This window comes from Actinoplanes sp. NPDC049548, from assembly GCF_040676695.1.
Classification (GTDB): Bacteria; Actinomycetota; Actinomycetes; order Mycobacteriales; family Micromonosporaceae; genus Actinoplanes.
On record NZ_JBFAPM010000008.1, the window covers coordinates 87,923 to 114,320 of the forward strand.

The 26,398-nt window shown below is 69.8% G+C and carries 23 protein-coding genes, 1 tRNA gene and 1 other RNA gene; 18 read left to right on the top strand and 7 right to left on the bottom strand.

What is annotated here, in order from left to right:
• The first annotated feature begins 29 nt into the window (after positions 1–29).
• The 10 genes from AB0J80_RS17790 (at position 30) to AB0J80_RS17835 (ending at position 8,519) form a co-directional block, all read left to right on the top strand.
• Positions 30–1,295 (top strand): M23 family metallopeptidase, encoded by a 1,266-nt coding sequence (locus AB0J80_RS17790; RefSeq protein ID WP_364705783.1) that lies wholly within the window; start codon positions 30–32, stop codon positions 1,293–1,295.
• A 43-nt stretch (positions 1,296–1,338) separates the two neighbouring features.
• On the top strand, positions 1,339–1,815 hold the full coding sequence (gene smpB, locus AB0J80_RS17795) for an SsrA-binding protein SmpB (protein ID WP_364705784.1): 477 nt from the start codon (positions 1,339–1,341) through the stop codon (positions 1,813–1,815).
• Positions 1,816–1,861: 46 nt separating this feature from the next.
• Entirely contained in the window at positions 1,862–2,527 is a 666-nt protein-coding gene (locus AB0J80_RS17800; RefSeq protein WP_364705786.1) for a cellulose binding domain-containing protein, read from the top strand.
• Positions 2,528–2,596: 69 nt separating this feature from the next.
• Positions 2,597–2,973: a transfer-messenger RNA gene (ssrA, locus tag AB0J80_RS17805) on the top strand.
• 477 nt (positions 2,974–3,450) lie between these two features.
• Positions 3,451–3,885: a hypothetical protein gene (locus AB0J80_RS17810; protein WP_364705788.1), complete on the top strand. Its 435-nt coding sequence runs from the start codon at positions 3,451–3,453 to the stop codon at positions 3,883–3,885.
• 8 nt (positions 3,886–3,893) lie between these two features.
• Positions 3,894–4,688, top strand: coding sequence for a hypothetical protein (locus AB0J80_RS17815; RefSeq protein WP_364705789.1), 795 nt, complete (start codon positions 3,894–3,896; stop codon positions 4,686–4,688).
• Positions 4,689–4,716: 28 nt separating this feature from the next.
• Complete coding sequence (locus AB0J80_RS17820; RefSeq protein ID WP_364705791.1) at positions 4,717–5,130, top strand: hypothetical protein; 414 nt, start codon at positions 4,717–4,719, stop codon at positions 5,128–5,130.
• Between the two features lie 23 nt (positions 5,131–5,153).
• Positions 5,154–6,233, top strand: coding sequence for a hypothetical protein (locus AB0J80_RS17825; RefSeq protein WP_364705792.1), 1,080 nt, complete (start codon positions 5,154–5,156; stop codon positions 6,231–6,233).
• A gap of 1,059 nt (positions 6,234–7,292) precedes the next feature.
• Positions 7,293–7,724, top strand: coding sequence for a hypothetical protein (locus AB0J80_RS17830; RefSeq protein WP_364705794.1), 432 nt, complete (start codon positions 7,293–7,295; stop codon positions 7,722–7,724).
• Between the two features lie 117 nt (positions 7,725–7,841).
• Positions 7,842–8,519 (top strand): NADPH-dependent F420 reductase, encoded by a 678-nt coding sequence (locus AB0J80_RS17835; protein ID WP_364705796.1) that lies wholly within the window; start codon positions 7,842–7,844, stop codon positions 8,517–8,519.
• Positions 8,520–8,629: 110 nt separating this feature from the next.
• Here the strand turns inward: AB0J80_RS17835 and AB0J80_RS17840 are convergent, their stop codons facing one another.
• Both AB0J80_RS17840 and AB0J80_RS17845 read right to left on the bottom strand, forming a co-directional pair.
• On the bottom strand, positions 8,630–9,109 hold the full coding sequence (locus tag AB0J80_RS17840) for a hypothetical protein (protein WP_364705797.1): 480 nt from the start codon (positions 9,107–9,109) through the stop codon (positions 8,630–8,632).
• 84 nt (positions 9,110–9,193) lie between these two features.
• Complete coding sequence (locus AB0J80_RS17845; protein ID WP_364705799.1) at positions 9,194–9,625, bottom strand: universal stress protein; 432 nt, start codon at positions 9,623–9,625, stop codon at positions 9,194–9,196.
• Between the two features lie 181 nt (positions 9,626–9,806).
• Between AB0J80_RS17845 and AB0J80_RS17850 the strand changes: the two genes are divergently transcribed.
• Both AB0J80_RS17850 and AB0J80_RS17855 read left to right on the top strand, forming a co-directional pair.
• Positions 9,807–11,738: an MFS transporter gene (locus AB0J80_RS17850; RefSeq protein ID WP_364705801.1), complete on the top strand. Its 1,932-nt coding sequence runs from the start codon at positions 9,807–9,809 to the stop codon at positions 11,736–11,738.
• A 59-nt stretch (positions 11,739–11,797) separates the two neighbouring features.
• A complete protein-coding gene (locus tag AB0J80_RS17855) occupies positions 11,798–13,186 on the top strand; it encodes a sensor domain-containing diguanylate cyclase (RefSeq protein WP_364705803.1) in 1,389 nt (462 codons plus the stop codon).
• 9 nt (positions 13,187–13,195) lie between these two features.
• On the opposite strand, the gene AB0J80_RS17860 is transcribed toward AB0J80_RS17855, so the two are convergent.
• Positions 13,196–14,002 (bottom strand): S-methyl-5'-thioadenosine phosphorylase, encoded by an 807-nt coding sequence (locus AB0J80_RS17860; RefSeq protein WP_364705805.1) that lies wholly within the window; start codon positions 14,000–14,002, stop codon positions 13,196–13,198.
• Positions 14,003–14,114: 112 nt separating this feature from the next.
• Here AB0J80_RS17860 and AB0J80_RS17865 point away from each other — a divergent pair, with 112 nt between their 5' ends.
• From AB0J80_RS17865 to ngcE, 3 genes are all read left to right on the top strand, one after another.
• A complete protein-coding gene (locus tag AB0J80_RS17865) occupies positions 14,115–14,663 on the top strand; it encodes a YqgE/AlgH family protein (RefSeq protein ID WP_364705807.1) in 549 nt (182 codons plus the stop codon).
• A 71-nt stretch (positions 14,664–14,734) separates the two neighbouring features.
• A tRNA-Ala gene (locus AB0J80_RS17870) sits at positions 14,735–14,807 on the top strand.
• Between the two features lie 334 nt (positions 14,808–15,141).
• Positions 15,142–16,479, top strand: a complete 1,338-nt coding sequence (ngcE, locus tag AB0J80_RS17875) for an N-acetylglucosamine/diacetylchitobiose ABC transporter substrate-binding protein (RefSeq protein WP_364705808.1) — start codon at positions 15,142–15,144, stop codon at positions 16,477–16,479.
• On the opposite strand, the gene AB0J80_RS17880 is transcribed toward ngcE, so the two are convergent.
• Complete coding sequence (locus AB0J80_RS17880) at positions 16,454–18,355, bottom strand: WD40 repeat domain-containing protein (protein ID WP_364705810.1); 1,902 nt, start codon at positions 18,353–18,355, stop codon at positions 16,454–16,456. The two genes, ngcE and AB0J80_RS17880, sit on opposite strands and share 26 nt — an antisense overlap.
• 145 nt (positions 18,356–18,500) lie before the next feature.
• On the opposite strand from AB0J80_RS17880, the gene AB0J80_RS17885 reads away from it, so the two are divergent.
• The 3 genes from AB0J80_RS17885 to AB0J80_RS17895 are packed head-to-tail and all read left to right on the top strand — an operon-like array spanning position 18,501 to position 20,446.
• A complete protein-coding gene (locus tag AB0J80_RS17885) occupies positions 18,501–18,962 on the top strand; it encodes a DUF4247 domain-containing protein (RefSeq protein WP_364706308.1) in 462 nt (153 codons plus the stop codon).
• A complete protein-coding gene (locus tag AB0J80_RS17890) occupies positions 18,937–19,641 on the top strand; it encodes a hypothetical protein (protein WP_364705812.1) in 705 nt (234 codons plus the stop codon). The genes AB0J80_RS17885 and AB0J80_RS17890 overlap by 26 nt, the downstream gene beginning before the upstream one ends.
• 1 nt (position 19,642) lies before the next feature.
• Positions 19,643–20,446, top strand: coding sequence for a hypothetical protein (locus AB0J80_RS17895; protein ID WP_364705814.1), 804 nt, complete (start codon positions 19,643–19,645; stop codon positions 20,444–20,446).
• Here the strand turns inward: AB0J80_RS17895 and AB0J80_RS17900 are convergent.
• From AB0J80_RS17900 to AB0J80_RS17910, 3 genes are all read right to left on the bottom strand, one after another.
• Positions 20,443–21,834 carry a PepSY domain-containing protein gene (locus AB0J80_RS17900; RefSeq protein ID WP_364705816.1) on the bottom strand — a complete coding sequence of 464 codons (1,392 nt, stop codon included), beginning with the start codon at positions 21,832–21,834 and terminating at the stop codon, positions 20,443–20,445. The genes AB0J80_RS17895 and AB0J80_RS17900 overlap by 4 nt on opposite strands.
• Positions 21,835–21,985: 151 nt before the next feature.
• A complete protein-coding gene (locus AB0J80_RS17905; RefSeq protein ID WP_364705817.1) occupies positions 21,986–24,448 on the bottom strand; it encodes an EAL domain-containing protein in 2,463 nt (820 codons plus the stop codon).
• A gap of 93 nt (positions 24,449–24,541) precedes the next feature.
• Complete coding sequence (locus tag AB0J80_RS17910) at positions 24,542–26,233, bottom strand: S8 family serine peptidase (RefSeq protein WP_364705819.1); 1,692 nt, start codon at positions 26,231–26,233, stop codon at positions 24,542–24,544.
• Positions 26,234–26,398: the final 165 nt, after the last annotated feature.

Sequence of the window (26,398 nt, forward strand, 5' to 3'; positions counted from 1 at the left end):
GACGGAAAGTCGGAGTACGGTGACTCTTCGTGGAGTTCAACCGACGCCGACACCGCCGGTCCCGTGCCGCGCTGGCCGTCTGCCTGAGCGTGCTCTGCAGTGCCGGGCTCGCCGTGGCGGCACCCGGCGCCACCCTCGCGGACCCGTCCCAGAGCGACGCGAAGAAGGCCGCCCGCGCCGCCGACCGGGCCGAGGCGATCCTCGAGGACGCCACGGCGACCGCGCGCAACGCCGCCCGCCGGCTGGAGGTCGCCACCGCCGCGCTCCCGGCCGCGCAGAACAAGGTCGCCGTCTCCCGCGGTGTCGTCGCCGCGGCCTCCGTGCAGGCCGCCACCGCCCGCCGCAAGGCCGACGTCGCCCGCGAGAAGTACGACACGACGGCCGCTCGGTTCGAGGCCGCCGCCGGCCGGGTGCAGGACGCCCGCGACCGGGTCGACGACATCGCCGCCGCGTCGTACATGGGCGGCAACTTCGCCGCCCTCAACGTGCTGGTCGGGGCCCGGGGACCCCAGGACGCCATGGACCGGCTGGGCATGGTCGACCAGGTCATGCAGAACCAGCAGGAGGACGTCGACGACCTGATGGTGGCGCAGCGGCTCGCGCGAGTCGAACAGGACCGGGCGGGTCTCGCCCAGCGCGCCGCCGAGGACGCCGAGCGTGAGGCCGCCGACAAGCTCGCGGCGGCCCGCGACGCCCAGGCCGCCGCCCAGCGTGCCCGCGCCGCGGTCATCAAGCTCGCCCAGAGCCGCAAGGCCGCGCTGCGGGTCGCCCGGTCCCAGCGCGCCGCGGTCCTCGCCAAGTACGAGCAGGCGAAGGCCGAGGAGGCCCGCATCCAGGACGCGCTGCGCGGCTGGGACGACAAGAACGGCGGCGGCTCCTACGTCGGCGGCGCGCTGCTCATGCCGGTCCACGGTTGGAAGACCAGCAACTTCGGTACGCGCTACGACCCCTACTACCACGTGTGGCAGCTTCACGCCGGCACGGACATCGCGGCCCCGGGCGGCACACCGATCCACGCGGCGGCCGGCGGCCGGGTCATCCGGGCCGGCTGGAACGGCGGGTACGGCAAGTACACGTGCATCGCCCATGGCAAGAAACAGGGCCGCAGCTTCTCCACCTGCTACGGCCACCAGTCTCAGATCAACGTCCACCCCGGCGAGTACGTCCGCCGCGGCGAGGTCATCGGCCGGGTCGGCACCACGGGCGCATCGACGGGATACCACCTGCACTTCGAGACGCGCTTCGACGGCGTACCGAAGAACCCGCTGAACTATCTGCCGAGCTGCTTCTGCTGACCCGACGGTAGGATGGTCTTTTTCTCGGGTAAGGAGTGCACGGATGCCGCGCGAGCAGGGGCGCAAAGTTGTGGCCTCCAACCGGAAAGCGCGGCACGACTACGCCATCCTCGACACCTACGAGGCGGGCATGGCACTGACGGGCACCGAGGTCAAGTCGCTGCGCGCCGGCCGCGCCTCCCTGGTCGACGCATTCGGCCACGAGAACGGCGGCGAGATCTTCCTGCACGGCATGCACATCCCGGAATACACCCAGGGCACCTGGACCAACCACGAGCCGCGCCGCACCCGCAAACTGCTCCTCAAACGCGAGGAGATCAACAAGCTGATGGGCAAGCTCCGCGACGACGGCGTCACCCTCGTGCCGCTCCAGGTCTACTTCCACAACGGGTACGCGAAAGTCGAGCTCGGCCTGGCGAAGGGTAAGAAGGCGTACGACAAGCGCCAGGATCTCGCCACCAGGGACGCGAACAAGGAAATCCAGCGCGCCATGGGCCGCCGGAGCAAGGGCATGGATTGACGGGTAACCTCGCCGCGGCCCATTCCACCGCGCGAAGGGATCGCCGTTGTCCGGCAAGCCCCCGACAGGACAGCTAGGCCTGCCCCGCTACTCCTTCATCGCCGCCGCCGCAACACTGCTCGTGATCCTGGTCGCCTGGGTAGCGGCCCGGGCAGCCGGCCCGAGCGACCAGCAGACGCCGATCATGGTCATCCCGTCGACCTCGTCCCCGGCGTCCCCGTCCCCGGCAGCCGCCGGCTCCGTCCTGCCGTCGACGATCCCGGTCGCCGCGCCCTCCCCCCGCCCCAAGCGCTCGACCGCGGCGCCCACTTCCGCGGCGTCCACTTCCGGGACGTCCACTTCTACGGCGCCCACTTCTGCGGCGCCCACGCCGAAGAAGCCGAAGCCGACCCCGGCGGGCACCTTCACCGCCAACTACCGAACCGGAGCAACCTGGGACCAGGGCTTCATCGGCGCCGTCCAGGTCACCAACACCGGCCCGGCCGCCCACGCCTGGCGCGTCAGGATCACCTACCCGTCGCGCGCCGGAGTCGAGGTCACCACCGCCTGGAACGCCCAGGTCAGCCACTCGGGCAACACCTGGACCTTCACCGCCGCCGACCTCGCCCCGGGCGCCACCGCCACCTTCGGCTTCCAGGCAACCCAGCGCACCCGCGACCGCGTACACCCGACCGGGTGCGTGGTGAACGGCACGCCCTGCCGCATGGGCTGATACCGGAATGAAGTCCGGCCCCGGACACGTTAGGCTTGTACGGCTGCCGCAACCGTGGCGGCCCTACGAGGGGGTGACTGGTTTCGACTTCGTACGTGGAGACAGGGGAAGCGAGCCGAGGAAGCCGACGTCGTCTCGAGAATCGGTCGTCGGAAACCAATAAGCGCCGATAACCAGCGCAAGCACTTCGCTCTCGCCGCCTGAGGCGAGTAGCGGAGTTGTCGGACTGAGCACACCTCCGGCTCAGATCTCCGGCATCAGCTAGGAGGTTGGCCAACCGGCCCCGGTCGCGGGGGCCGCACGGCGAGATCAATCAGCGACTGGGCCCGTCACACACGACTTGCTCACGTGATCGGTGGGGCCGAGTAGAGGCATAGTGAGCTGCGCTCGGAGAAGCCCTGACAAAACAACGAAGGACCCGGGTTCGATTCCCGGCACCTCCACGGCTGACGGCCCCTTGTTCGCCAACTGCGCGAACCGGGGGCCGTTCCGTATGTCTGCTCCGGGGGCCGAGCCCCCGGACGCCCCGCGGTGTGGTGGTTGCGCTCGGCTGGTCGGGTTCGAGTAGAGGCGGACAGCAACTCCACCAGAGGGTGCTTATCCGAACCCACAGCGGCACCGCCCAGGACACGAAGGGGCCCTCGTCGTCCGCGTCGAGGTGCATCTTCGTGAAAACGCCTGGTTGAGGACGCGGTGGCACGGATGCCGGCCTGCCAAGACAGCTCGCGCCGGCGAAGTGGGCCACCCGGCGTAGATGCGTACGATCGTCCGGGCGATCTTCGGCCGATCGACCGGCTCGGATAGCGTTGGTGGGCTGACGGGGAGGTTGCATGGGGGAGTTGGCAGAACGGTTGAGCCTGCTTGACGTCGAGGCCCAATCACCTGACGGCAGGTTGACGGCGACGGCTCGCGGCCGAGGTGACGTGCGAGTCACGTTTGCCTGGGACACGTACCGCAGCTATCGCGCCGCCGGCCTGGCCCACCAGCTGGAGGCGCTGGCCACCCTGCTCTGGGCTCAATACCGGCGCCGATACTTGGAGATCGCGACGTCCTGGGCCGACCAGGATGAAGAGCCAGAGCCCACCGACGAGGACCGTAAATTTCAGCGGCAGTTGGAGCAGCTGAACATTGCCGGTGTCTCGGCGAACGGCTGGGTGACCCTGCGCAGCCGGGCGCTGGTGTCGTGGCAGGTCGAGATCGCGGGCGAGCCGGTAGGGTCGCTGACCGAGCAGGAGTTCCTCGCGGAGCTGAGCAGCGCGGTGGTAGCCCTGCTCGCTGACCACCAGGCGAAGGTGATGTTGCTGACGGACGCGGTCTACGACATCGGTTTGCCCCGCTCGATGCGGACCGCCGGATAGGGAGTGACATGACCGACGATCAGGCCGATGGACGCCGTCTGAAACCGGGCCATTGGCTGCTGATCGGCATCGTCGTCCTGCTGATTGCGGCGGCAGTGACCATCATCGTGCGACGCGGCGACGCGGACCCGACGGTCGCCGGGCCGACGCCGTCGGCGGTGTCCAGCGCGTCGGCGACGCCCCGGCCGGACTGTTCGCCGGAGATTACGGCGACCTGGGCCGACGCCGCCAAGTTCAAGTACGGATTCGTGTATCGCAGTCGGTGTGATCAGGTGGTCCGCGAGCTGCGCTTCCGGGTAGCCGCCTTGGACCCGTCCGGCCAGGGAGTCGCTGGAAGTGAGGAGACCGCGACCGGCGGAGTTCTGTTCCCTGACAGCGAACTGGCCGTGGCCGGCGCACTGCACCTGCGCCGTGATCAGAAGGTTGGCAGCCTCAAGGTCCAGGTGATCAGCTTCGGGGTCTACCCGCCGGAAGACTTCTCCGCTTGGGCGCACACCGAGGTGGTAGATCCCACTCGGGGCGAGCCAGACGAACTCGGCAGGTATGACGTCACCGGCACCGTCACCGCTGAGCCGTCGTCGGCTCAGGTATGTGTCGCCGAGTTCGTGCTGGTCATGAGGGACAGGACCGACAAGGTCATCTACGCCGATTCGGACCTGATCGTCGGTCAGACGCTGCTGAAGCCGAAATTCTCGGTCGGTCCTCTGCCCGGCCTGGACTTCGCCAAGACGAAGATCTACGCGCCGCAGACGCCGCGTACTGTGCGGCCGCCCAGCTCTGGTGTGTCCTGCAACGGCTCCTGATCAATTCGTCCCAACGAGAGGTGCTCCGATGGAAGGGTGGCAGTTCGCAGCCGAGTTGTCGCAGCTGCGGATCGTCGGCCGGGTCGACCTGCCGACGTTGAGTTCCACGTACGCGTCGATGAATCAGGCGGTCAACAGCACGGCCGGCGGAGAGGCCGCCGCCTTTGCCTCGCCTGGCGGCGGAACCGCTGCCAGCTATGCGGTCTGGGCCTCGTTGCGTGACGAGCTGCAGAACATCCTCGGAAAGACGGCGAACAACTTCCTCGACGCCGGGGTCGTCATGGAACACATCGTGGAGGCGTACACAGCCACCGACGAGGGCGCGCGCACGAGTCTGGAATCGGCGTGGGCGAACGGGCAAACGCCTGGCCTGCAAGAGGCTGAGGAAAAGTTCTCGTACAGCGCGCCGCCGCCGGTCGTGCTCAAGGACACCGACGCCTAGCTCGGCGACAACGGGGAGGAACCATGGCATTCACGTACCACAGCCCAGCCGATCTGCAGGCTCTCGGCGAGAAGATCCGCAAGAAGGCCATCGAGGTGACGATGGACCAAGCCGAGTCGTACGGTGAGGCGCAGCAGGCCGCCAACAACGACGCCACCCGGTCGGACACCGGCCAGCAGACCCAGGTGCCCGGCTACACCACCCCGACCAGCGGCCGGCCGGACGACGAGGGCAACCTGCGAGCGTACGTGACCCAGGCGTACGCCGAGATCCCGGCGATGTTCGCCGGGTTCGCCCTGCCGAACCCGGACGACAGCCGGTCGATGCTCGACGCGCTGTACTCGGTCGCCGCGACCGTCCAGGTCGACCTTCAGCTCACCTCTCGCAACAACACAGTGGCCACACCGCAGGCGGTCAGTCCCATCACCGGCACTGCCCAGGTCGGCGAAGTCGTCGATCTGATCAACGGCCACATGAAGCAATGGACCGGCGGCGCTGCTCTGGCCTTCGAGCAGTACCTCAAGAACAACGTCCGGGCCGCGGCGCTCCAGCGCGAGTTCGCTCTCTCCTTGGCGCTCGGCCTGGAAGTCCAACTCGAGATCAACAGGCGGATCAACACCGACATCTGGGAGATCGGGCAGAAGACCTACAAGGCACTCGAGGGCCTCGACGCCTGGTGTCCGGGCGCGAACGCCTCCAAGTCCGTGGCCCTGCTCACCATCGCCGGCGCGATCGCCGCAGTGATCTTCGCGGGTGCCACGGCCGGGGCCGGCGGAGCTGCGTTCGCCGCCGCCGTCGGTGTCGAGGGCCTGCAGAGCCTTGCCACGACCCTGTCCAACACCGGACCGCTGCAGAACAAGAAGGTCGACATCGGCGGCATGACCGTCCCGCCGATCATCGCCGGCATGCAGAACGCCATGACCGAACTCTCGAAGTCGATCGACGCTCTGCAGTGCGACCTGACCAGTAGCCTGAGTACTTTCGCGCAGGACGTCGGAAAAAACTGGAACAAGTTGCTGATTCCCGGCCCCGATGAATTGAACGCGGCGCGAACGGCTAACAGCGCCGCACTGCGTACAGAGGGCGGCTTCTATGCACGCTGAGCTGATACTCGCTCCGCTACCTCTTGCAACCCCTTGTCAGAGGTCGATGGCGGAAACGGGTAGCAGTCATCGGTTGGGTTCAAGCTGGTAGTTCTGCAGGTCCGCGCACTGCAACTCGCCCGGCCACAACAAGCCCACGCGCGCAATCACGTCGTTCGCTAGCCTCACACGGGTGCCCTGCGGGTCCCTCATGCGTCTTGCCCTGGCGCGCCGGCACATCCTGCGATTTGCGACATAGGTATTCATCTGGACTGGCGAAGTTTCCCTCCCGGACGCTTTGTCGACGCGCTGATGCCGCTGGCCTGCAGATATGCAATCTCACTTCTGCCTCGCAAGTTGCGTTGTGCTATTTGCAATTGCAGACCGAGGTGCCTACAGTGCTAACTGGGGAATCAGGGCTTGTCCAGTCCTGCCCTATAGGTAGGCTCATGCCATCGCCGAAGTGTCATCCCTCGTTCGGCGAGCGTCCACTTTCGAGCGATGGCGTCGATGCGATCGGCATGTCGACGGACGCATTCGCTACTCTGTCGCATTCCGCGGCGCGACCTACCTTGAAAGGTCCGAGTCATGGCGAGTCAGGCGCGACCAAGTAAGCAGCCACCCGCGCGCGAGATTTGGTTGGCAATTATCGTGATAGCTGCTGCGATAGTTTCTGCGGGCGCTGGCGTTCTTTCCTGGGTAGGTGGATCGAACCCTCCGAATGCCATCCTGGCCGGAGGGGCGGCGTTCGCCGCGACGCTACTTCTCGGATGCGCCACTTATACCTTCCTATCGGGCCCGCACTGACGATAATTGGCCCTTGCCTCGGTTGTCGGTGCCGCACACCGCGTGGGTGCCGCCGGTGAAGCCATTCTCCTACGGCTGGAACCGCGTTGTTCAAGATTGCACTTACACGGTGTCGTAAGCGCGGACGATCTTCGTGTGATAGGCGTCCTCACGCTGATACCGGACCTTGGCCGATGCCTGCCAAGTCCCGCTGTTTTGGCCGGGGTTGGTGACCCGCAAGCCCTGGCTACCCGGACGCACCCTTTGCGCGATCGACGTGCAAGCCTGATCCCTATGCAGCCGCCCACCGATCTCGCCGCCGCAATCAGCGCCGCGTCGTCACCCGACTGGAGGGCGCGTGCTCAAGCCGGCCAGGACCTGGCTCGTCATGCCGACCGCGATGACGTCGCCGATCGGCTCCTGGCCCTGCTCCTCGACGCTCAGGACACCGCCGTCACCGACGCCACTGCCGGGGCCGTGCTGCAACGCGGCGACGTCACCGGTGTGCGCCTCCTGGCTCGCGCCGTCGCCGCAGCCGACGACGAACACCTCGATCATCTCTCCGCAGCCATTGCGGAACATGTCCACACCGTCGCCCAGCCAATCGTCTTTCAGCAATCGCTCACGGCATTGGCCAAGGACCCGGATCCCACCGTCCGCACCGGCGCGCAGAGTCTCGCTGAGTGGATCAACCCACCGACGTCCCTGCCGGAACAGCCCGACTGAGGCTGAGGGAGCGCCGCAGCGGCGGTGGTCCGCTGAGTGCGGCTGGTGCCGGTGTGCCGCCTGTCACGGTGTGCTGCTGACCGGAATCGGTCGGGGAGCGCCGAGGTTGCCGCTGGCATGACGACCATCGGACTCATCGGCAGTGGCAATATCGGCAGCACAGTGGCGAGGCTGGCGGTCGCCGCCGGTCACGACGTGGTGCTGAGCAATTCGCGCGGTCCTCAGACTCTTCAGGACCTGGTGTCGGAGCTGGGGCCGAAGGCGCGTGCCGCAAGCCCCGCCGAGGCGGCCGCGTCCGGCGACATCGTGGTGGTGACCGTGCCGCTGCGGGCGTACCGGGACGTTCCGGCGGCGCCGCTCGCGGGCAAGGTGGTCATCGACACCAACAACTACTACCCGGAGCGCGACGGCGTCTTCGCCGAGCTGGAGGACGGCTCCAGCACCACCGGCGAGCTGCTGCAGCGGCATCTCCCGGAAGCCCGCGTGGTGAAGGGATTCAACAACATCTGGTTCGAGCACCTGCGGTCCCTGGCGCGCCCGGCGGGCAGCGCTGACCGGTCCGCGCTGCCGATCGCCGGTGACGACGCCGCCGCCAAGCAGGCGGTCTCCGAGCTCTTCGACAGCCTCGGCTTCGACACTGTGGACGCCGGCCCGCTCGCGGAGAACTGGCGCACCCAGCGGGATACTCCGGTGTACGTGACTCCCTACGGTGCTTTCGGCGAGCTTCCTGGCACCCCGGCGAGCGCGCAGGTCGTACGTGAGGCGGTCGCCGTGGCGAAGCGGACTGCGGGCTGAAGCCTTCCTCGGTCCCGGTTCGCCGAGTGGCGAAAGGCTGTGGGATCTCTCAAGGGGTGCGCCGCCGGCGTCGCGCCGTCATCGTCGGCCACTGAGGACTGAAGGGATGGTCAGCCGATGAGGACATCGACCCGCTGGTGGCTGTCGGCGATGATGTCGCGGATGGTGTTGCGCGCCACGCCCACCAAGGCGCCCACGATGGTCGTGGCCTTGCTCATGTCGTCCGCGATCCTTCCCATGGCCTGGATGCCGTCGGCGTGGGCGTGGGCGCGACGCCGGTACGCCTCCGCCGATGCCGCTGCCCATGCCGCGGTGCTGCGGTTCACTTCCGCCACGAAGAAGCCGGTGGCGTCGTAGATGCGTTGCTCGACGTTCTTCCAGCTCTGTGCATGACCCTCGATGGCTTTCGGGTCACCCATCAACCTGTCGAGAGGTTCCCGTAGGCAGGAGACGTGCTCCATCAGCCATCCGACGCCGGCCGCGAACACCGCCTGAAGCGGGTCCATGACCGCGCCGATGGCGGACAGACCGGTGGCGACGAGGTTTCCGGCGAACCCGAGACCGTCGGCATTGAGGCCGCTGGCCACCATGCCGCAGGCCGACTCGAAGAATGGAAGGCCGTCGCACTCGAGCCGGCGATGAACGCCGACGTCGTCCGAGCCGTAGCCGGTCGGTCAGCGGACCACCGCGACCGGGCACTTGGCGTACGCGGCGACGTGTTGGCTGACTGAGCCGAGGACCAGGCCTGCGAAGCCGCCGTGGCCGCGTTTGCCCACCACGAGCAGGTCCGCGTTCTCCGACTCGTCGATGAGGATCTTCGCTGCGCGACCCTGTTTCACCTGGGGCTTGACGAGGATCGCCGGGTCGTCGCCGAGTTCCTCCTTGATGACCTGGACCAGGTCGTCGGCGGTTCGCTGGCTCGGGTCGGGGACGTACCTCTCCGACACGGTGACGTTGCCGGCCGGGGGGAGCAGTGTGTGCTCCCAGACGTTGACCACCACCAGGTCCGCGTTGTGGTCTGCGGCCTCGGCGGCTGCCCAGGTGAGGGCTTTGCGGCTGCCGGGTGATCCGTCGACGCCGACCACGATGGTCTTCCATTCGCTCATCGTCGTCTCCTGTCCACCGTCGACCGACCGGAGCTGAGGTAGTGACCTAGCTCACTTCTCTCGCACGCTATTACATGGGAGCGCCGATCGTCGAGGGTCCATCGACAGCGGTTGCGAGCTGCGGGTGGCGGGCTTAGCGTCGAGACGCAAGTGACGTGGATCACATAGGCCGGAGGTCGCCATGACCGCTGCGACATCGGAGACCGTGACGACTGGTGGCGACGGCCCGGCTGAGCGCAGGCCGCTCATGACGGGCACCGCGCTGCTGATGATGAACCTCGGGTTCTTCGGGGTGCAGTTCAGCTTCGGCCTCACCCAGTCCGCGGTGAACCCGCTGTTCCTGCTGATCGGGGCCGACCCCGACCAGCTGCCCATCCTCAACCTCGCCGGGCCGGTCACGGGGCTGCTCATCCAGCCGCTCATCGGGGCGATCAGCGACCGCACCTGGTCCCCGCGGTGGGGCCGCCGCAGGCCGTTCATCACCGCCGGCGCGATCCTCTGCGCGGTCATCCTGTTCGTGTTCCCGTTCGTCGGGATCCTGTGGGTGGCCGTCATCTGCTTCTGGCTGCTCGACGCCGGTAACAACACCTCGATGGAGCCGTACCGGGCGTTCATCTCGGACCGGTTGCCGAAGTCCCAGCTGGCGCGAGGGTTCCTGACCCAGAGCATGTTCACGGGCGCCGGTGCGGTGCTCGCGAACCTGTCGCTGTTCCTGCTGCAGAAGGTCACGGCGCTGGAGAAGACCGCCGGGAACGGCGTGCCCTACTGGATGTACGTCTGCTTCATGATCGGCACGGTGTGCATCCTGCTGACGGTGCTCACCGCGATGGCGCGTACCAAAGAACTGACCCCCTCGGACGAGGAGCTCGCGGAGATCCGGTCCGCGCCCAAGGGTCTCCACCACGCGATCGTCGAGATCAAGGACGCCGTCAAGGCGATGCCGATCGCCATGCACAAGATCGGTGTGGTGTTCCTCTTCCAGTGGTACGCCATGTTCATCTACTGGCAGTTCCTGGCGGTGAGCCTCGGTGAGACCGTCTTCAATGCCAGCCCGGAGCAGGGCGGACCCGCCTGGGACGACGCGATCGCCTGGAGCGGCCTGCAGAACGCCGCCTACAACTTCGTCACGATGATCTCGGCGCTGTTCCTGGTGGGCTTCGCGCAGCGGCTCGGCGCCAAGCGGGTGCACGCGATCGCTCTCGGGCTCGCCGCGGTCGCGCTGGTCTGGCTGGCGCGGATCGACAACCAGTACGTCGCGCTGGTGCCCATGATCGGGCTCGGCATCTTCTGGGCCAGCGCCGTGGGTGTGCCGTACCTGATGGTCGCCAGCATGGTGCCGGCCAAGCGCACCGGGGTGTACATGGGCATCCTGAACATGATGATCGTGGTGCCGATGCTCATCGAGACGGTGACGTTCGGCTGGATCTTCAACCACTGGCTCGACAGCAAGGGCAGCAACGCGATGACGCTGGCCGGCGTCCTGCTCGGCATCGGCGCGCTCGCCATGCTGTGGGTGAACCCGCCCGACGAGGCGGACGAGTCGCCGATCGTGCCGCTCGGCAGCAAGCGCAGCATCACCGTCTACGACCGGGTCGTGGTGGGTTCCGACGGCACCCCGACCAGCCTGTACGCCGTCGACCGGGCGGCCGAGGTGGCGCAGGCGGCCCAGGCCAAGCTGGTCGTCGTCACGGCGTACCGGGACGACGACGGGCCGGGGCCCGAGTATGCGGAAGGGATGCACCGGGACCTGCGAGGCGTCGAAGCGGCTCGCGAAGCGCTCGAGAAGTCCGTCACCGGGCTCACCCGGGAGCGGGCGCGGTACATCGAGCAGCGGCTCGTGGCCGGGGACCCGGCGCAGGCGCTCCTGGACACCGTCGGGGTCAACCCGGCGAACCTGATCGTGGTCGGCAACCGTGGTCTCGGCGCCAGCCAGGGTCAGCTCCTCGGATCCGTGCCGGCCGGCGTGGTGCGCAACGCCGTCTGTGACGTGCTCGTCGTGCAGACGTCGGCGCTGGACGAGGATCGGATGTTCGCCGCCCGGCCGGCCGACGCGACCGCCGACAGCGACCGTGCGCGCCCCGCGGACCCCGAGGGGACCCCCGCGAGCGGCTGATACGCGATTGCACCCGGGCGGGCCCCGGGCGCTGCCCGGCCGCGGCGATCGTCGTACCCATGGTGGGAGAAGCGCTGCGGACCGGGTACGGCCGGGTGCGGTCATTCGTGCGGCAGGACCTGTCCCGAGCCCTGCGCCTGACCTTCTTGCTGTCGCTGACCCTCAGCTGCGTGGGGCTGACGGCTCAGGTCGCCCACATGGGCATCGGAGCCGGTGCGACGGTGCTGTGCGCCGCCGTGCAGGCGTTCGGCCTCGCCCTGCGCGTGGTGGAGTTCCGGCGGCAGCGGCCCGTGCCGTTGTGGGTCGACGCGATCGAGTTCGGCGGCATTCTCCTGCTTCTTTCACAGGTGACAGCCGTTTACCCCGTCATCAGCACGTTCTTCATGGCTTTGCTGTTCCGCGCCGCGATCGGCAGCCTTCCCCGGCTGGTCGTCTCCCAGGCCGGGTACCTGGTCACCTGGTTCGTCGCCATCGAACTGTTCCCGGCGATCATCGGGGTGCCCGGCGCGATGATCTCACTGCCCACGACCAGCTTCCTGGTGTACGGGACCCGCGCGATGATGCTCCGCCTCCAGGAACAGCAGCGCGCCCAGAACGCGCTCGTCGGCGCCGTGCTGACGGAGCTGCCGTTCCCCGTCGTGGTCGCGGACGCCGAGGGCACCGTCATGCTCGCCAACCCGGCGGTGGCCGACCTCGTCGGCTCGTCGGAGAGCGGCGACCTGCAGCTGAGCGACCTGCGCCTGCAAGACGTCGAGGGCCGGCCGGTGGACCTGAGCGAGGTCGTGGCGGCCGCCGGCCGGGCCAAGCTCGAGGTGCAGCTCGTCCGCCCCGACGGCGACACCCGGCAGCTCAAGGTGCAGACCGTGCCGATCGCGAAGGGAGCGGGCGGCTCCGGCGTCGTCCTGGCCCTGCTCGACGTGACCGCTCAGCGCCTGTACGAGCAGCACCTGCACCAGGCCGCCTACTTCGACATGCTGACCGGGCTGCCGAACCGCCGCCTGTTGTTCGAGCGGCTGCATCTGGCTCACCGCGCGGGCGCGCCGTACGCGGTCCTGCTGGTCGACCTGAACGACTTCAAGGCGGTCAACGACACCCGCGGTCACAAGATCGGCGACGAGCTGCTGGCCGGCGTTGCCGAGCGGATCCGCGCGGCCGTGGACGAGCAGGCCACCGTCGCGCGCCTCGGCGGCGACGAGTTCGCGGTGCTGCTGCCGCACGCCACGCCCGCCCAGGCCGACGCCGCCGCGGAGGCGGTCCGGGAGACGTTCGCCCGCCCGCTCGAGCTCACCTGCGGCCCCGTCATCAGCCGGGGCACGGTCGGCCTGGCGGTCGCCGAGCCCGGTCAGAGCCCCGAGGACGTCATGGAGCGGGCGGACACCGCGATGTACCTGGCCAAGCCGGCCAAGCGGCGCATCCGTACGGCGGAGAGCCCCCGCAGCAACCGCTGAGGCCCGCCGTCAGGGCAGCTCGATCGGGAGCTTGATGCCGTCCAGCGCCTTGCCGCACGCGCACGTACGCTCCGCGGGCAGGCGGGTCACGGCATCCAGCAGCACCTCCCGCAGCCTCGCCGTGTTGGCGGAGAAGACCTGGAAGACCTCCTCCATGGTGACCCCGTGGTCACCCTCCACCCCGGCGTCCAGATCCGTCACCAACGCGATGGACGTGTAGCAGAGCCCCAGCTCGCGGGCGAGTACCGCTTCCGGGTGACCTGTCATATTGACGATCGTGCCCCCGATCGAGGCGAACCAGCGCGACTCCGCCCGGGTCGAGAACCGCGGCCCCTCGATGACCACCATCGTCCCGCCGTCGACCGGATCCACCCGCTCGGCGGCGGTCAGCACCGCGCGCCGGCCGTCCGGGCAGTACGGGTCCGCGAACGACACGTGCACGGCCCCGCTGTCGTAGAACGTCTGTTCGCGTCCGCTGGTCCGGTCGATCAGCTGGTCCGGCACGACGAAGGTGCCCGGCCCCAGCTCAGGGCGCAGTCCACCGACGGCACAGGGCGCCACGATCTGGCGTACCCCCAGGGAGCGCAACGCCCACAGATTGGCCCGGTAGGGAATCTTGTGCGGCGGGAAGCGGTGGTCGCGGCCGTGCCGCGGCAGGAACGCCACCCGCCGGCCGCCCACCTCGGCGACCGTGACCGGGTCCGAAGGCGCACCGTACGGCGTGGACACCTCGTGCTCGGTGGCTCCGTCGAGCAGAGCGTAGAGCCCCGATCCGCCGATGACGCCGATCTCCGCCTCTGAGGGTCGCTCGTTCATGCGCAGACCTTATCGGTGGCCGGAACCGCAAGCTAATGTCCAAGCATGGCGGGAAGGCGGGGCTGTCGTGTTCAGTGAAGAGCAGCGCATCGGAGGTCGGTCGGTGGAGTCGATGACCGGGCAACTGCTGGTCGCGACGCCGACGCTCAAAGACCCCAACTTCGACCGTACGGTCGTGCTGCTCGTGGCCCATGAGACCGGCGGAGCGCTCGGCGTGGTGCTGAACCGGGCGACCGAGGTCCCGGTCGCCGACGTCCTGGGGGACTGGGGCAGCCTGGCCGGCGACCCGGCGGTGCTCTTCGAGGGCGGCCCGGTCCAGCCCGAGTCCGCCATCTGCCTGGCCCGCACCCGCCCGGAGGTGAAGAAGCGGGTCACCGGCTTCCACCAGGTGGCGGGCGCGCTGGGCACGGTCGACCTCTCCGCCGACCCCGACCGCCTGCGCGAGAGCGTGTCCGGCATCCGCGTGTTCGCGGGCTACTCGGGGTGGTCCCCCGGGCAGCTCGAGGACGAGATCGCCGCGGGCTCCTGGTTCGTGTTCGACGCCCTGCCCGGCGACCCGTTCGTGAACCGCCCGGACGACCTCTGGGCCATGGTCCTGCGCCGCCAGGGCGACATCCTGGCCGCGGTGGCGCACTTCCCCCCGGACGTGTCATTGAACTGAGGACCTCCCTGCGGAGGGGTCCCGGAGGGTGTGTACTATTTCGTGAGTGCCCGGGAGACCGGACATCGCAAGGGGCTGTGGCGCAGCTGGTAGCGCACCACACTGGCAGTGTGGGGGTCAGGGGTTCGAGTCCCCTCAGCTCCACGAGTGGCAGGGGCTCTGTGTCCGCGGAAAGCGCGGACCGGGGCCCCTCGTCTTGTTGGCTCCGGGGGCCGAGCCCCCGGAGACCCCGCGTTGCGGTGGTCGCGGTGGTCCGCGTGGTCGCGGTGTCGGGTGGTCGCGGTGTCGCTGCGGTCGGGTAGGCGGTGTCTCTTCTTTGCCCTGAGCAGCGGTGGGGTGTTTTCTTCTGTCGCGCTTCGCGGGGGGCTGGCTGCCGGTACATTCAGACGACGTCTGGACTGGATGCGGGGATCCGGAGGCGTTCATGGTGGGGGAGCCGACGGGCAGTCGACGAACGGTCCTGCGAGGGCTCGCTTCCGTGCCGATTCTGACGCTGCTGCCCGCGGGGTTGAGCGCCTGCGGCCACGACGAGGACGCCGGTGACGACCCCTTCCGGGTTCGGGCGGATGCGCCCCTCGAGGTCGTCATCTTCAACGGCGGGTACGGCGACGAGTACGCCAAGGTGCATCAGTCGATGTACCGGACGAAGTTCCCGGATGCCAAGGTCACGCACGTGCCGACCAAGGACATCGAGGGCCTGGTGGAGCCGCGGCTGGTGGCCGGCAACCCGCCGGACGTGGTGCTCAACGACGGGGCCAAGCAGTTCCAGCTGGGCGCCCTCGTGAACGACGGGCAGCTGGCGGAGCTGGACGGGCTGTTGAACGCGCCCACCATCGACGACCCGGGCGTGAAGGTCCGCGACGTTCTGCTTCCGGGTACGGCCGAGTCCGGCACCTTCAACGACACGGTGTATTCCCTGAACTACGCGTACACGCTGTTCGGGGTCTACTACGATGCCGCGCTCTTCCGGGCGAAGGGCTGGGAGGCGCCGACGACCTGGGACGAGTTCCGGGCCCTCGCGCCGAAGATCAAGGCCGCCGGCATGGCGCCATGGGCGCACCCCGGCAAGTACCCGTACTACATGGGTTGGCCGCTGGCGGACTGGATCCAGAAGATCGGCGGCACCGCGGCGGCCATGAAGATCGACAATCTCGAGCAGGGCGCGTGGCGGCAGGAGGCCGTCACCGAGGCGCTCGGCATGGTCATCGAGATGGTGGCCAAGGGGTGGGTGCTCGCCGGCAGCGAGAACCTCAGTCACTTGGAATGCCAGCAGGCGCTGATCGACGGCAAGGCGGCGCTGGTTCCTTGCGGCACTTGGCTGGAGAACGAGATGAAGAAGACGCTGCGGCCCGGTGTGGAGCTGACCCTGCTGCCGGTGTGGAGCGTCGGTGATGACGACGTGCTGCCGCACGGCAGTGTGCGGGCCGGCGCCGTCGGGTCGTTCGTCGTACCGGCGAAGGCCGCCAACAAGGAGGGCGCGCTGGAGTATCTGCGCATCATGACCTCCACGGCCGGCGCGGCCGCCTTCGCCCGGTCCACCCGGTCGCTGGCCAGCGTCCGGGGCTCGGCGGACACCGTGACCGGGTCCACCGCGCTGACGTCGGCGAGCCAGGTCCTCAGCCGGGCCGGGACGAACGTCCTCCAGTGGCGGCTCAACGACTGGTACGTGAACCTGGACAAGCAGTGGCAGGCCGCCGTCGACGACCTCATGCGCGGTCGCATCAAGCAGCCGAAGGAGTTCACGACCCGGATGGAATGGGCCGCGGACCAGATCGCCAACGACCCGTCGGTCACCAAGTTCCGGCGGGAGAAGTAGCGGCCGCACCGCCGTCCCAGAACCGGAGCTCGCCGTTCGGTGAGCCGTCGACGAGGCGCTGCCCGCTGTCGCGGACGATCGCCGATCCGCCGTCGTCGAGCGCGATCAGCATGGCGAGCCGCCGTTCGGACGCGGCGTCCCACAGGTGCACGGTCCCGTTGTCGCACCCGACGGCGAGCAGCCGGCCGTCGGGGGAGTAGGCCAGCGAGCGGACCTGGCCGGCGTGGCCGTTGAGGAACCCGTTCCAGTCACCCGAGCCGGGGTCCTTGAGGATGTGCACGGTGTTCTCCTCGCTGCCGACGGCGAGCGCCCCGTCCGGCGAGTACGCCATGCAGCTGACCGTGTCCGAGAACGGCGTGGCCGGTTCCGTGCCGGCGGCTCGATAAACGGCCAGGCTGTCGCTGCGGTCGGTGCCGATCGCGTAGCCGCGTCCGTCGGGTGCGAGGGCGACCGCGTCCACCCGGTTCCCGGGCTCCGCGAGGTGCAGCACGAACTGCCCGGTGGTGGTGTCCCAGAGGCAGACGGTCTCGTCGTCGGCGACCACCAGGTGCCGGCCGTCGAGGTGGAAGGCCGCGTACCAGGCCGGCCTGCCATGGCCGTCCAGCACGCCGACATGTTCCCGCCCGGCGCCCCACAGGTGGACCGTGCCGTCCTCGCACGCGGTCGCGAGCATCCCGCCGCCGGGCGCGAACGCCAGTGCCAGGACGGGAGAACCGGTCGGCTCCAGGGCGCCGGCGGGCGATGCGGTCGTGGCGTCGAAGAACCGTACGGTCTCGTCGTCGGCGACGGCGAGCACGCCTCCACCCGGGCTGTACGCCACCGTGTTGACCGCGCAGTCCGACGCCGGCAGCCGGTACGCCGGCCGTTCCCCGGCGATCTCCCAGATGCGCACCTCGTCGTCGGTGACCGTGGTGAGCCGTCGTCCGTCGGCGCTGAACGCGAGCGCGTGCACCTCGCGCGTCACGCCGCTCAGGTCGTGATCGAACCGGCCGGACCAGCTGTCCCACATCCGGATGACCGAGTCGTCGGTGTGGCCGGTGGCGAGGTATGTGCCGTCGGGGCTGAACGCCATCGTATTCACCGAGCCGGCGTCCTCCAGCGTGACGAGCGGCTCCCAGGTCGCCGTGGAGTAGATGACGACGGCCGCGTCGTCGCCGGTGACGGCCACCCGGTTGCCGTCGGGCGAGACAGCGACCTCGTCACCGTCGATCTCCAGGACCACCGCCTCGGTGGCGAAGTCCCATACCTTGGTCGTGTCGTCGCCGGTGATGAGGCATCGGGCACCGCCCGGCAGGAACACCACGCTCGAGATCCAGCCGCCGGAGGGGACCACCGCGCGCTGGACGCCGTCCGTCGTGCTCCAGATCGGGATCGGCTGCCTCCGGGTCTTCCAGCTGGGTGCCGCCAGCAGGCGTCCGTCCGGCGACGGCACGCCCCGGCCCACGTCGTCCGTCGCTCCCGACAGCACGCAGCGGATGGCGCCGGTCCCGGCGTCGACGATCGCCTTTTCCCCCTCGGCGGTGGTGACCAGGAACTCCAGTCTTCCGTCCACACCGGACAGCGGCCATCCGTCCTCGTACGGCCACTTCCGCGACTGCGTGAGGCCTGTCCGCAGGTCGGTACAGAGCAGGACTCCGTTGCCCAGGTAGTCGACCTCGAGGTCGACGACGGTGGACGGCTCGGGGCCGAAGACCGGGTCGTGGGTGTCGGTCCACTCGAACAGGGGCGTCCGGGTCGTGAGGTCCCACACCCGTACCCGATCGCCGGCGAGGTGACTGATCAGATGACGCCCGTCGGGGCTGAACAGGATCGAGTAGGTGCGGCCACCGGTGGAGGGCCGCACTTCCGGCCACATGCCGTTGCGGTTGATGGGCATCGTTGTTCTCCGCTTCGCCGAGGCGTGCCTGCCCTTCCCGGGCCGTCCGGCACGGTACCGGATCCACGCATCGACCTCGATCTCCGGCATTTGATCGAGTCCTTTACGATCGGCGCGGCTTGCGGGCGGGAAGGAGAAGCCGTTGGTGCGCAAACGATGGCGTACGGAGGATCGGCAGGACGTGGCCACCGAGCCCGGCGACGCCGGCAGCCTGGCAGGCGAGATCCTCACCGTCCGCCAGGCCCTCGGTACCTTGGCGTTCTCGGTCGTGGTGACCGTCGCCTTCCTCGTGTCGGATGGAATACCCGATGCTCCGAGCGTCCGGCGGCACGTGGACGCCGCCTATGCGCGGTCGCCCGCCGACGACATCGGGGGCGACGCTGTCGCGTACACGTCTCCGCTGAAACCGACCGGGGTCGCCGCAGAAATCACCGACGGGTGGCGTCCCGGCCGTGGCGTCGCCGACGCCGACGGCGTCTATCTGCGGTACGCCGACGACAGCATCGTGATCCTGCGCCGGCAGAACGGTTCCCTAATCCTGGTCGAGAAGACCACCACCGCCTACCCGAGGTATCTGGCTCATGTCGCAGGTCACTGGGACCGGTGATCCCCCGCAGCGGCGGGGGCGAAAGCTCGGCATCCTTCTCGCGATCGGTTTCGGCGGGATGATGCTCGCCTTCTGTGTGGGCGACATGCCGTTCTTCGACTCGTCGGACCGGATCGGTCCTCCCGAGCCGGCGGCGGCCGACGCCACCGCGGCTGCGCTGGCCCGCGCGACGCAGGCCCAGCATCTCTGTTACGGCTGGCAGCTGGACAGCTTCGAGAGGGGGCAACCGGTCACGTTGAGCCTCGGTTCGAACGGCGGCGCGGGCGTTTCGGTTCGCAAGGCGCCCGGCTGTGACCGCTGGCTCGTCGTCGTCGCGACCGTCCACCCGGCTTCGAGGAAGCGCGACAAGCTCGTGCTGCAGGTGGTCGACTCCCGGGACGAGTCGTCGTCGACGGTGATGGAGCCCGGGTCCGTGGGCATGACCGACACGATGTTCGTCGCGGACACCGGCGCGGGCATCTTGCGGGCCGCCGGCGCGCTGCCTCTGATCGCGGCCGAGAACGGCATGGTACCGCCGGTGCAGGCGCGGCCGGATCCGGCGAAGGAGCGGGCGTTGCCGTCGGTCGGATACGACATATTGCGGGGACGCGGCGGATCGTTGAAGGTCGCCGTCCCCATGATGTTCCTGTCCCTCGCGTCGCTCGCGATGGTGATCGGCGTGCTGCGGCGGCGGAGCTGAGGTGGCTTCGAGCCGGCTGCAGAGGTGGGAGCGGCGTCTGACGCGGGTGCAGGACTTCCTCGACCGTCATCAGACCCGGATCGTCGTCGCGCTCTTCGCGTTGCTCGGCTTGATGCTGTGGTGGGATTCGCGCCTGGTCGCCCGGGATCCCGATCCCTGGGGCGACCCGACCGCGCTCGTCGACCTGCTCGGACCGTGGCTTCCCGTCACCGTGGCACTGGCGATAGCGGCGTTCCGCTTCGAGCTCGTGTGCGGCGCGTTCGTCCTGTTGCTGGAACTGCCGCTCTGGCTGATCCGGCGCCGGCTGAAGGCGGACGACAGCCGGGCGGTGACTGCGCCCGGCCCGGATCGGCGGTCGGCTCTCATCCGAGCCGGGACAGTGGCCGGCGGGGTGCTGATCGCGGTCGTCATCTGGCTGCTTCCCACGCCGGGCCGGCAGTCGGCCGGAGCCACGGCGACCCGTGCTCCCGCGATCGACGACACGGCCGCACGCGAGCAGGTCCACATTGTCCATGCCCTGCTCGGATCACCGCCGATCGACGAGGAGCTTCGCCTCCACACGGCGTCCTGCAACGCGCCCGGCTCGGTGTCCTCCGACGGATGGCTCGTCACCCGCCCCGGCGCCGACCCCGCCGACCGGATGGCGAAGCTCGGGACGGACCTCACGGCCCGCGGGTGGAAGGTGCACCATCCGAACGACCGCCTGCTGGAGGCGTCCCGGGACAGCTATGTCGTCGAGGTCGACATCCGGCACTCGCCCGAGCTGGTGATCTCCGTGCGAGCGACCTGCCACCGCCTCCGCTAGGCGTGGGACCGGCGGAACCCGCCGATCACGGCGTCGACGACCAGGAAAGCGGCGAGCGGGATGCCGAACAGTGGCATGGCCCAGCCGATCGCGAAGACGACCGGTACGCCCACGGCCACGCCCCAGCCGGGAAGCCCCAGCCAGGCGCCTCGGGCCGGCGTGGCGCCGACGAGGGCGCGACGGTCGCCGCGGGTCGGGCGGCGCTGCCACCACATGCGGTAGCCCCAGAGGATGACGCAGAGCAGGCCGACGGCCAGCGCGGCGAGCAGGATCTGGTTGGCGACACCGAACAGGCGGCCCATGTGAGCCTGGACGCCGAGCTTGCTGAGCTTGGCGAGAACCGGCCAGTCCGCGAAGTCGCTGCGGGCGGTGACCGTGGCGGACCCGGGGTCGACGGCGATGCGGTCCAGGTCGATCGGCCAGGTGTTGTCGATGCCGGCGACCGTCCAGGTCTGCCCGCTGGTTTCCGGTACGGACAGCTCGATGGCCCCGCTCAGTCCGTTGTCGCGGGCCACCTTGAGAACCGTGTCGGCCTGCGCCAGGTCGACCGGTGCCGCCTCCGCGCTTCCACCGCCGTGGTGTCCGCCGACCGGCGGTACGGCCGCACCCGTGGCCAGTTCCGGCGTGTGCGCGTCGAACGTGTCCAGCACGGCGGTGAAGTTGCCGCCGGCGTAACGGGACCAGGTGAGGCCGGTCGCGGCGAGGATGAGCAGGCCGACGCTCAGCCACACGCCGGTGGCCGCGTGCCAGCCGCGGGTGCGGCGTACGCCCTTCTTCGCCGCGAGGTCCGCGGTGACCATCCCGCGGACGGTACGGCGGCGCCGCCACCACAGGACGATGCCGCCCAGCGTGAGGACCCAGAGCCAGCTGGCGGCGAGCTCGGAGTAGTAGCGCCCGGCCACGCCGAGGTGCAGGTTGCGGTGCAGGTCGTCGAGCCAGGTGGTGACCGGGGTGGAGCCGTACCAGGTGGTGAGCTGACCCTGCACGGCGCCGGCGTAGGGGTTCACGTAGACCGTGTGCTGGTTCTCGCCGAGGTCGGGCAGCGAGAAGACGACCCTGGTGGTGTCCGCGCCGCTGCCGGGCTGCACCGCCGACACGGTGCCGTCCGGGTGGGCCGTGCGGGCGGCCTCGATCTGCTGGGACAGGGGCAGCGCGGTCGCCCTGGTCTCGGTGACGGTCAGCTGGTCGCCGTACAACATCGAGTCGAGCTGGGGAGTGGCGGTGTAGAGCAGGCCGGTCAGGGCTGCGACCACGAGGAACGGTGCGACCAGGACCCCGGCGTAGAAGTGCAGCCGCAGCAGCAGCGCGCCGACGGCGGACGGACGGCGGGCCGGTCGATCGGGTCCGGCCGCTGTCCTGGCGGGCGCGAGGTCCGGGGTGATGGCCATCGGCTGTCCTCATCGGGGGTGTCGGTGGTGGGGGCAACGCGCCGGGCACTTCCGGTTCAGGCGTTCACGCTCATAGTCGTCGGCTGAACGCGGCCAGTTCCCAGGAGTTCCGGCGGCCTTCGACCCGGCCGGGAAGAAGTCAGACCGAGGCTCAGCGGCCCGCCGTCGCCTCCGGGATGAGGTCGGCGTCGCTTGCGAGGTCCGGACGGACGCACCTCGCCGCCAGCCAGGAGCTCAGCTCCGGCGCCGGGAGCGGGTGCGAGACGTAGTAGCCCTGGATCACGTCGCAGCCGCGCTCGCGGAGGTGATGGAACTGGCTCTCGGTCTCGACGCCCTCGGCCACGACGGTCAGCTCGAGCGCGCGGCCCAGGTGCAGGGCGGCGTCGGTGACAGCTCGTTTGCTCCGGTCGCTGGTCAGGTGGTGGACGAAGCTCTTGTCGATCTTGACTTCCTGGATGGGCAGCTCGGCGAGGCGGGCCAGCGAGGAGTGCCCGGTCCCGAAGTCGTCGATGGAGAGCTTGACGCCGAGGCCGTGCAGTGCCTGCAGGGTGGCCAGGCTGCGCGCCGGGTCCTGCATGACCGCGCCCTCGGTGATCTCCACGGTCAGCGCCGCGGGCGGTACCCGGTGCCGGCCGAGCGCCCGCTCCAGGTCGCCGGCGAAGTCGGGCTCCGCCAGGGACAGCGGTGAGACGTTGACCGCCACCGGGACGTCGTGGCCGGCGCTGCGCCAGGTCGCGTACGCGGCCAGGGCCTGGTCCAGGACGTTGAGCGTGAGCGCCCCGATGAGCCCGGAGCGCTCGGCGAGCTGGATGAACTCGTCCGGTGCCACGGGACCCTCGGCGTGGTTCCAGCGGCTCAGCGCCTCGACGCCGACGACCTCGCCGGTGGCCGCGGAGACCTTGGGCTGGTAGACGACGTCGAGCGCGCCGGTCTCCACGGCGGTGCGGAGCTCGCCCATGATGCGCAGGCGCCGGGGCGTGTGGCGGTCGTCCTCCGGACGGTAGACGCGTACGCCGCTGCGGGCGTCCTTCGCGGCGTGCAGCGCGATGTCGGCCTGCTGCAGGAGGCGTTCGGCGTCGCTTCCGTGGTCGGGGGCGTACGCCACACCGATGCTGGCCTGCGCGGTGATGGCGACGTCGTCGATGGCGATGGGCCGCGCGAGGACGCTGCGGACGTGGTACGCCGCGGTCAGGACGTCCGCGGAGATCTTGGCGTCCGCCACCAGGAGGGCGAACTCGTCACCGCCGACGCGGGCGAGCGCGTACCGGTCGCCCAGCTCGCTGTGCAGGCGGCGACCCACCTCCCGGAGCACCCGGTCGCCGACGTCGTGGCCGAGGCCGGCGTTGATGTCCTTGAACCGGTCCAGCGCCAGCAGCAGCACGCCCACCAGGTGCGACGTGGTGCGGGCCGACTCGAGCTCCTCCTGCAGCTCGGTGACGAACCGGCGCCGGTTCGGCAGGTCGGTCAGCGGGTCCGTCAGCCCGGTGTGCCGCAGCATCTCCACCAGCCGCGCGTTGCGCAGCGCCACCCCGGCGTGCCCTGCCAATGCCTGCAGGAGCCGGAGATGGTCTCCGGTGAAGGCCGCGATCTCGGACATGCGCCCGGCGACGAGAAGCACCGCGGTGACGTCGTCGAGGTCCAGCGGTACGGCGATGGCGTCCGGGGCGGAGCCGGTGTCGCGCAGGACCGGGCTGCCCGTGCGGGCGGGACGCCACCAGTCGGCTTCGGTGAGGGCGACGGTGTCGGTGCGGAACCGGTCCCGGCCGGTCATCTGCAGGCGTACGGCGGTGTCGCCCTGGACGAGCAGGAGCTCGGCCGTCTCGGCCCGGATCAGGTCGCGGACCCGGCCGAGCGCCACGCGGGTCACGTCGGTGGCGTCCCGGGCGCCGGTCACCGCCTGGGTGAACTCGTACAGGGCTTCGACCTGCGCGTGCCCCTGGGTCTGCTGCGCGTAGCGGCGGAAGACGCGGTAGACGGCGAAAGCGAGGACGGCGAGCAGGAACACCGCCTGCACGCGGTCGTGCACGACGACCGCGGTCACCAGGCCCATCGTCGTCGTGACCGCGACCAGGGCCAGCTGCAGCAGTCCGCGGAGATCGGCACGGAGCAGCTGCCGCCACTGCCGGCTGTCGTCCTGGATGGCGATGACGGCGGTGATGAGGACGATGGAGACGAGATCCGTGGCGAACGCGGCGGCGTACGCGGCGGCCCATCCGAACGGCCCCAGCGGGTCCGCTCCCTTGACCACCACGTGGAAGACAGCGCCGGCCACGGTGGCCTGGGTGGCGTACAGGCAGGCGTTGAAGGCGAGCTTCGCGCCGCGCTGGCGACGGAACACCACCAGTCCCGTCAGCCCGCCGACGAACCGTGCGGCGACCAGCAGCACCGGGTGCACCATGACCAGGCCCACCACCAGCGGAATCTCGCTGAGGCTGATGGTGTGGGCGCCGCGCCGGACCGGAAAGGTCACCACGAACTTGTCGGTGACCGCGAAGAGCACGGTGAAGGCCACGATGGTGAGCAGGCGGTCCCCGGCCGGAGGGAGTCCTCCGGCGAGCCAGGCCCCCTGAGCGGCCAGGCAGGCGACGGCCAGAAAGGCCGTGAGGGCGCCCACGCGGAACGATTGTCGCCGCATGTGCGCCCCCCTTCGCAGCCTCTTCCGACCTATCGGCCGCCGTCCGGGTGAATCAAGGAAAGGGTGTGGCCGTCAGGTCCAGCTCCGGCCGGTCCACGACCGTCCGCACCAGGTCCCGCCCGTCCACGATCGTCCGGTCCAGGAGCGCCCGGTCCAGGAGCGCCCGGTCCAGGAGCGCCCGGTCCACGACCGGCCCGCCCAGTTGAGCGAGGTCCAGGTGCCCGCGGCCCAGGTCCTGGACGCCCACGAGGTGCCGGTGAAGGAGCTGCCCGTCCACACGCTTCCGTTCCAGGTGCCGCCGTTCCACGCCTTGCCGTCCTTGGCCGCCGCCGCCCACTGCTTGGCGTTCCAGGCGACGCCGAAGATGTCGACCTCACCGCGCAGCACGGTCCCGGTGGTGTCGTCGATGACGTGGCTCGTGCCGCGGGCGCCTTCGAGGGTGCCCAGCCCCGTGGCGGCGGGGAACTTCTGCCCGGCGTCGCCGGGCGTCGGCAGGCTCACCGCCCGCGCGATGTCGAGCTGCCCGGACCCCGCCCCGATCGGATCCGCTTGCACCAGCGGGTCCGCCGTCTGCATGAGCAGCTTCTTGACCTGGTCCGGGGTCAGGGACGGACGCTGCTGCAGCAGCAGGGCGACCGATCCGGACACGACCGCGGCCGCCTGGGAGGTGCCGCTGCCGCGGAAGAACCGCTCCTCACCCGTCGCGTCGGCGACGCGGGCGCCCGGGTAGTTGCTGTCGATGTACGAACCCGGGTCGCGCAGCGACACCACGGACCGTCCGGTGGCCAGGAGGTCGGCGTGGCGGGTGGCGTTCCCGCGGCTGCTGAACGTCGCCACCGTGTCGTCGAGCCGGGTCTCGGTGCCGGCCGAGTCGGCCGCACCGACCGCGATGACGAACGGGTTGGCCGCCGGCATCGTCACCCGGGGCGCGGTCGTGCCGTCGTTGCCGACCGATACGACGACGACGATGCCCTTGCGCCATGCCGCCTCGACCGCGTAGGACAGCGGGTCGAGCGTCGCGCTCTGCACGGAGTCGGTGCCGAACGACAGGTTCAGCACCCGCATGTTCAGCCCGGGGTCGTTACGGTGGGTGACGACCCAGTCGATCGCCGCGATGACCTGCGAGACGTCGCTGGCGCCGTCGGCGGCCGCCACCTTCAGGCTCACGATGTGGGCACCGGGTGCGATGCCGTCGTAGCGCGGCGTCCCGGCCGGGGTGGCCGGGTCGCTGCCGGCGATGATGCCGGCCATGTGGGTGCCGTGACCGTACGTGTCGATGTTGGCGAGGCCGGGCACCTGGGACTCGAACGAGAGGTCCGGCCCGTTCACGACCTTGCCGGGCTGGTTGAGGCCCTTGACCGGCGCGATGCCCGAGTCGATGAGCGCGACGCCGATCCCGGCACCGGTCAGCGATGCCGCGTCGACGATCTTGTCCTTGCCGCCCGCCGCCTTCTTGATGGCCGCGACAGGCGCGTTCTTGCCGCCGTCGTCGAGCCACTTGTCCGACTTGAGGCGCACGGAAGCGTCGGTGGTCACCGCCGTCACTCCCGGAGTCGCGCGCAGCAGCGTCAGCGCCGCCGGAGGGACGTGCCCGGCGAAGCCGGAGATCAGGTCGAGGGGCCGGTCCACCGTGCCCCCGGCGGCCCGGACCGCCGCCTGCGCCCGTGCCGAGTCCTGCACCGATCCGGTACGCACGATGACCGGGACCGGCGCGGCGGCCTCGGAGCTCGCGTGGGCCGGCGTCCCGACGCCGAACAGGCCCACGGCGGTCAGTGGCGCGATGACTGCCGCGGCCGCACGCCGCCTCCCCGGTATGGACGGCGCTCTGCGCGCTCGACTCACCATGTCACTCCTTCGAAGAAACTCTGATCGGGCTCGCCGGCACCATCGGCCGCCGACGACCGGACGGCACCTCATTGAGTTCTTCTT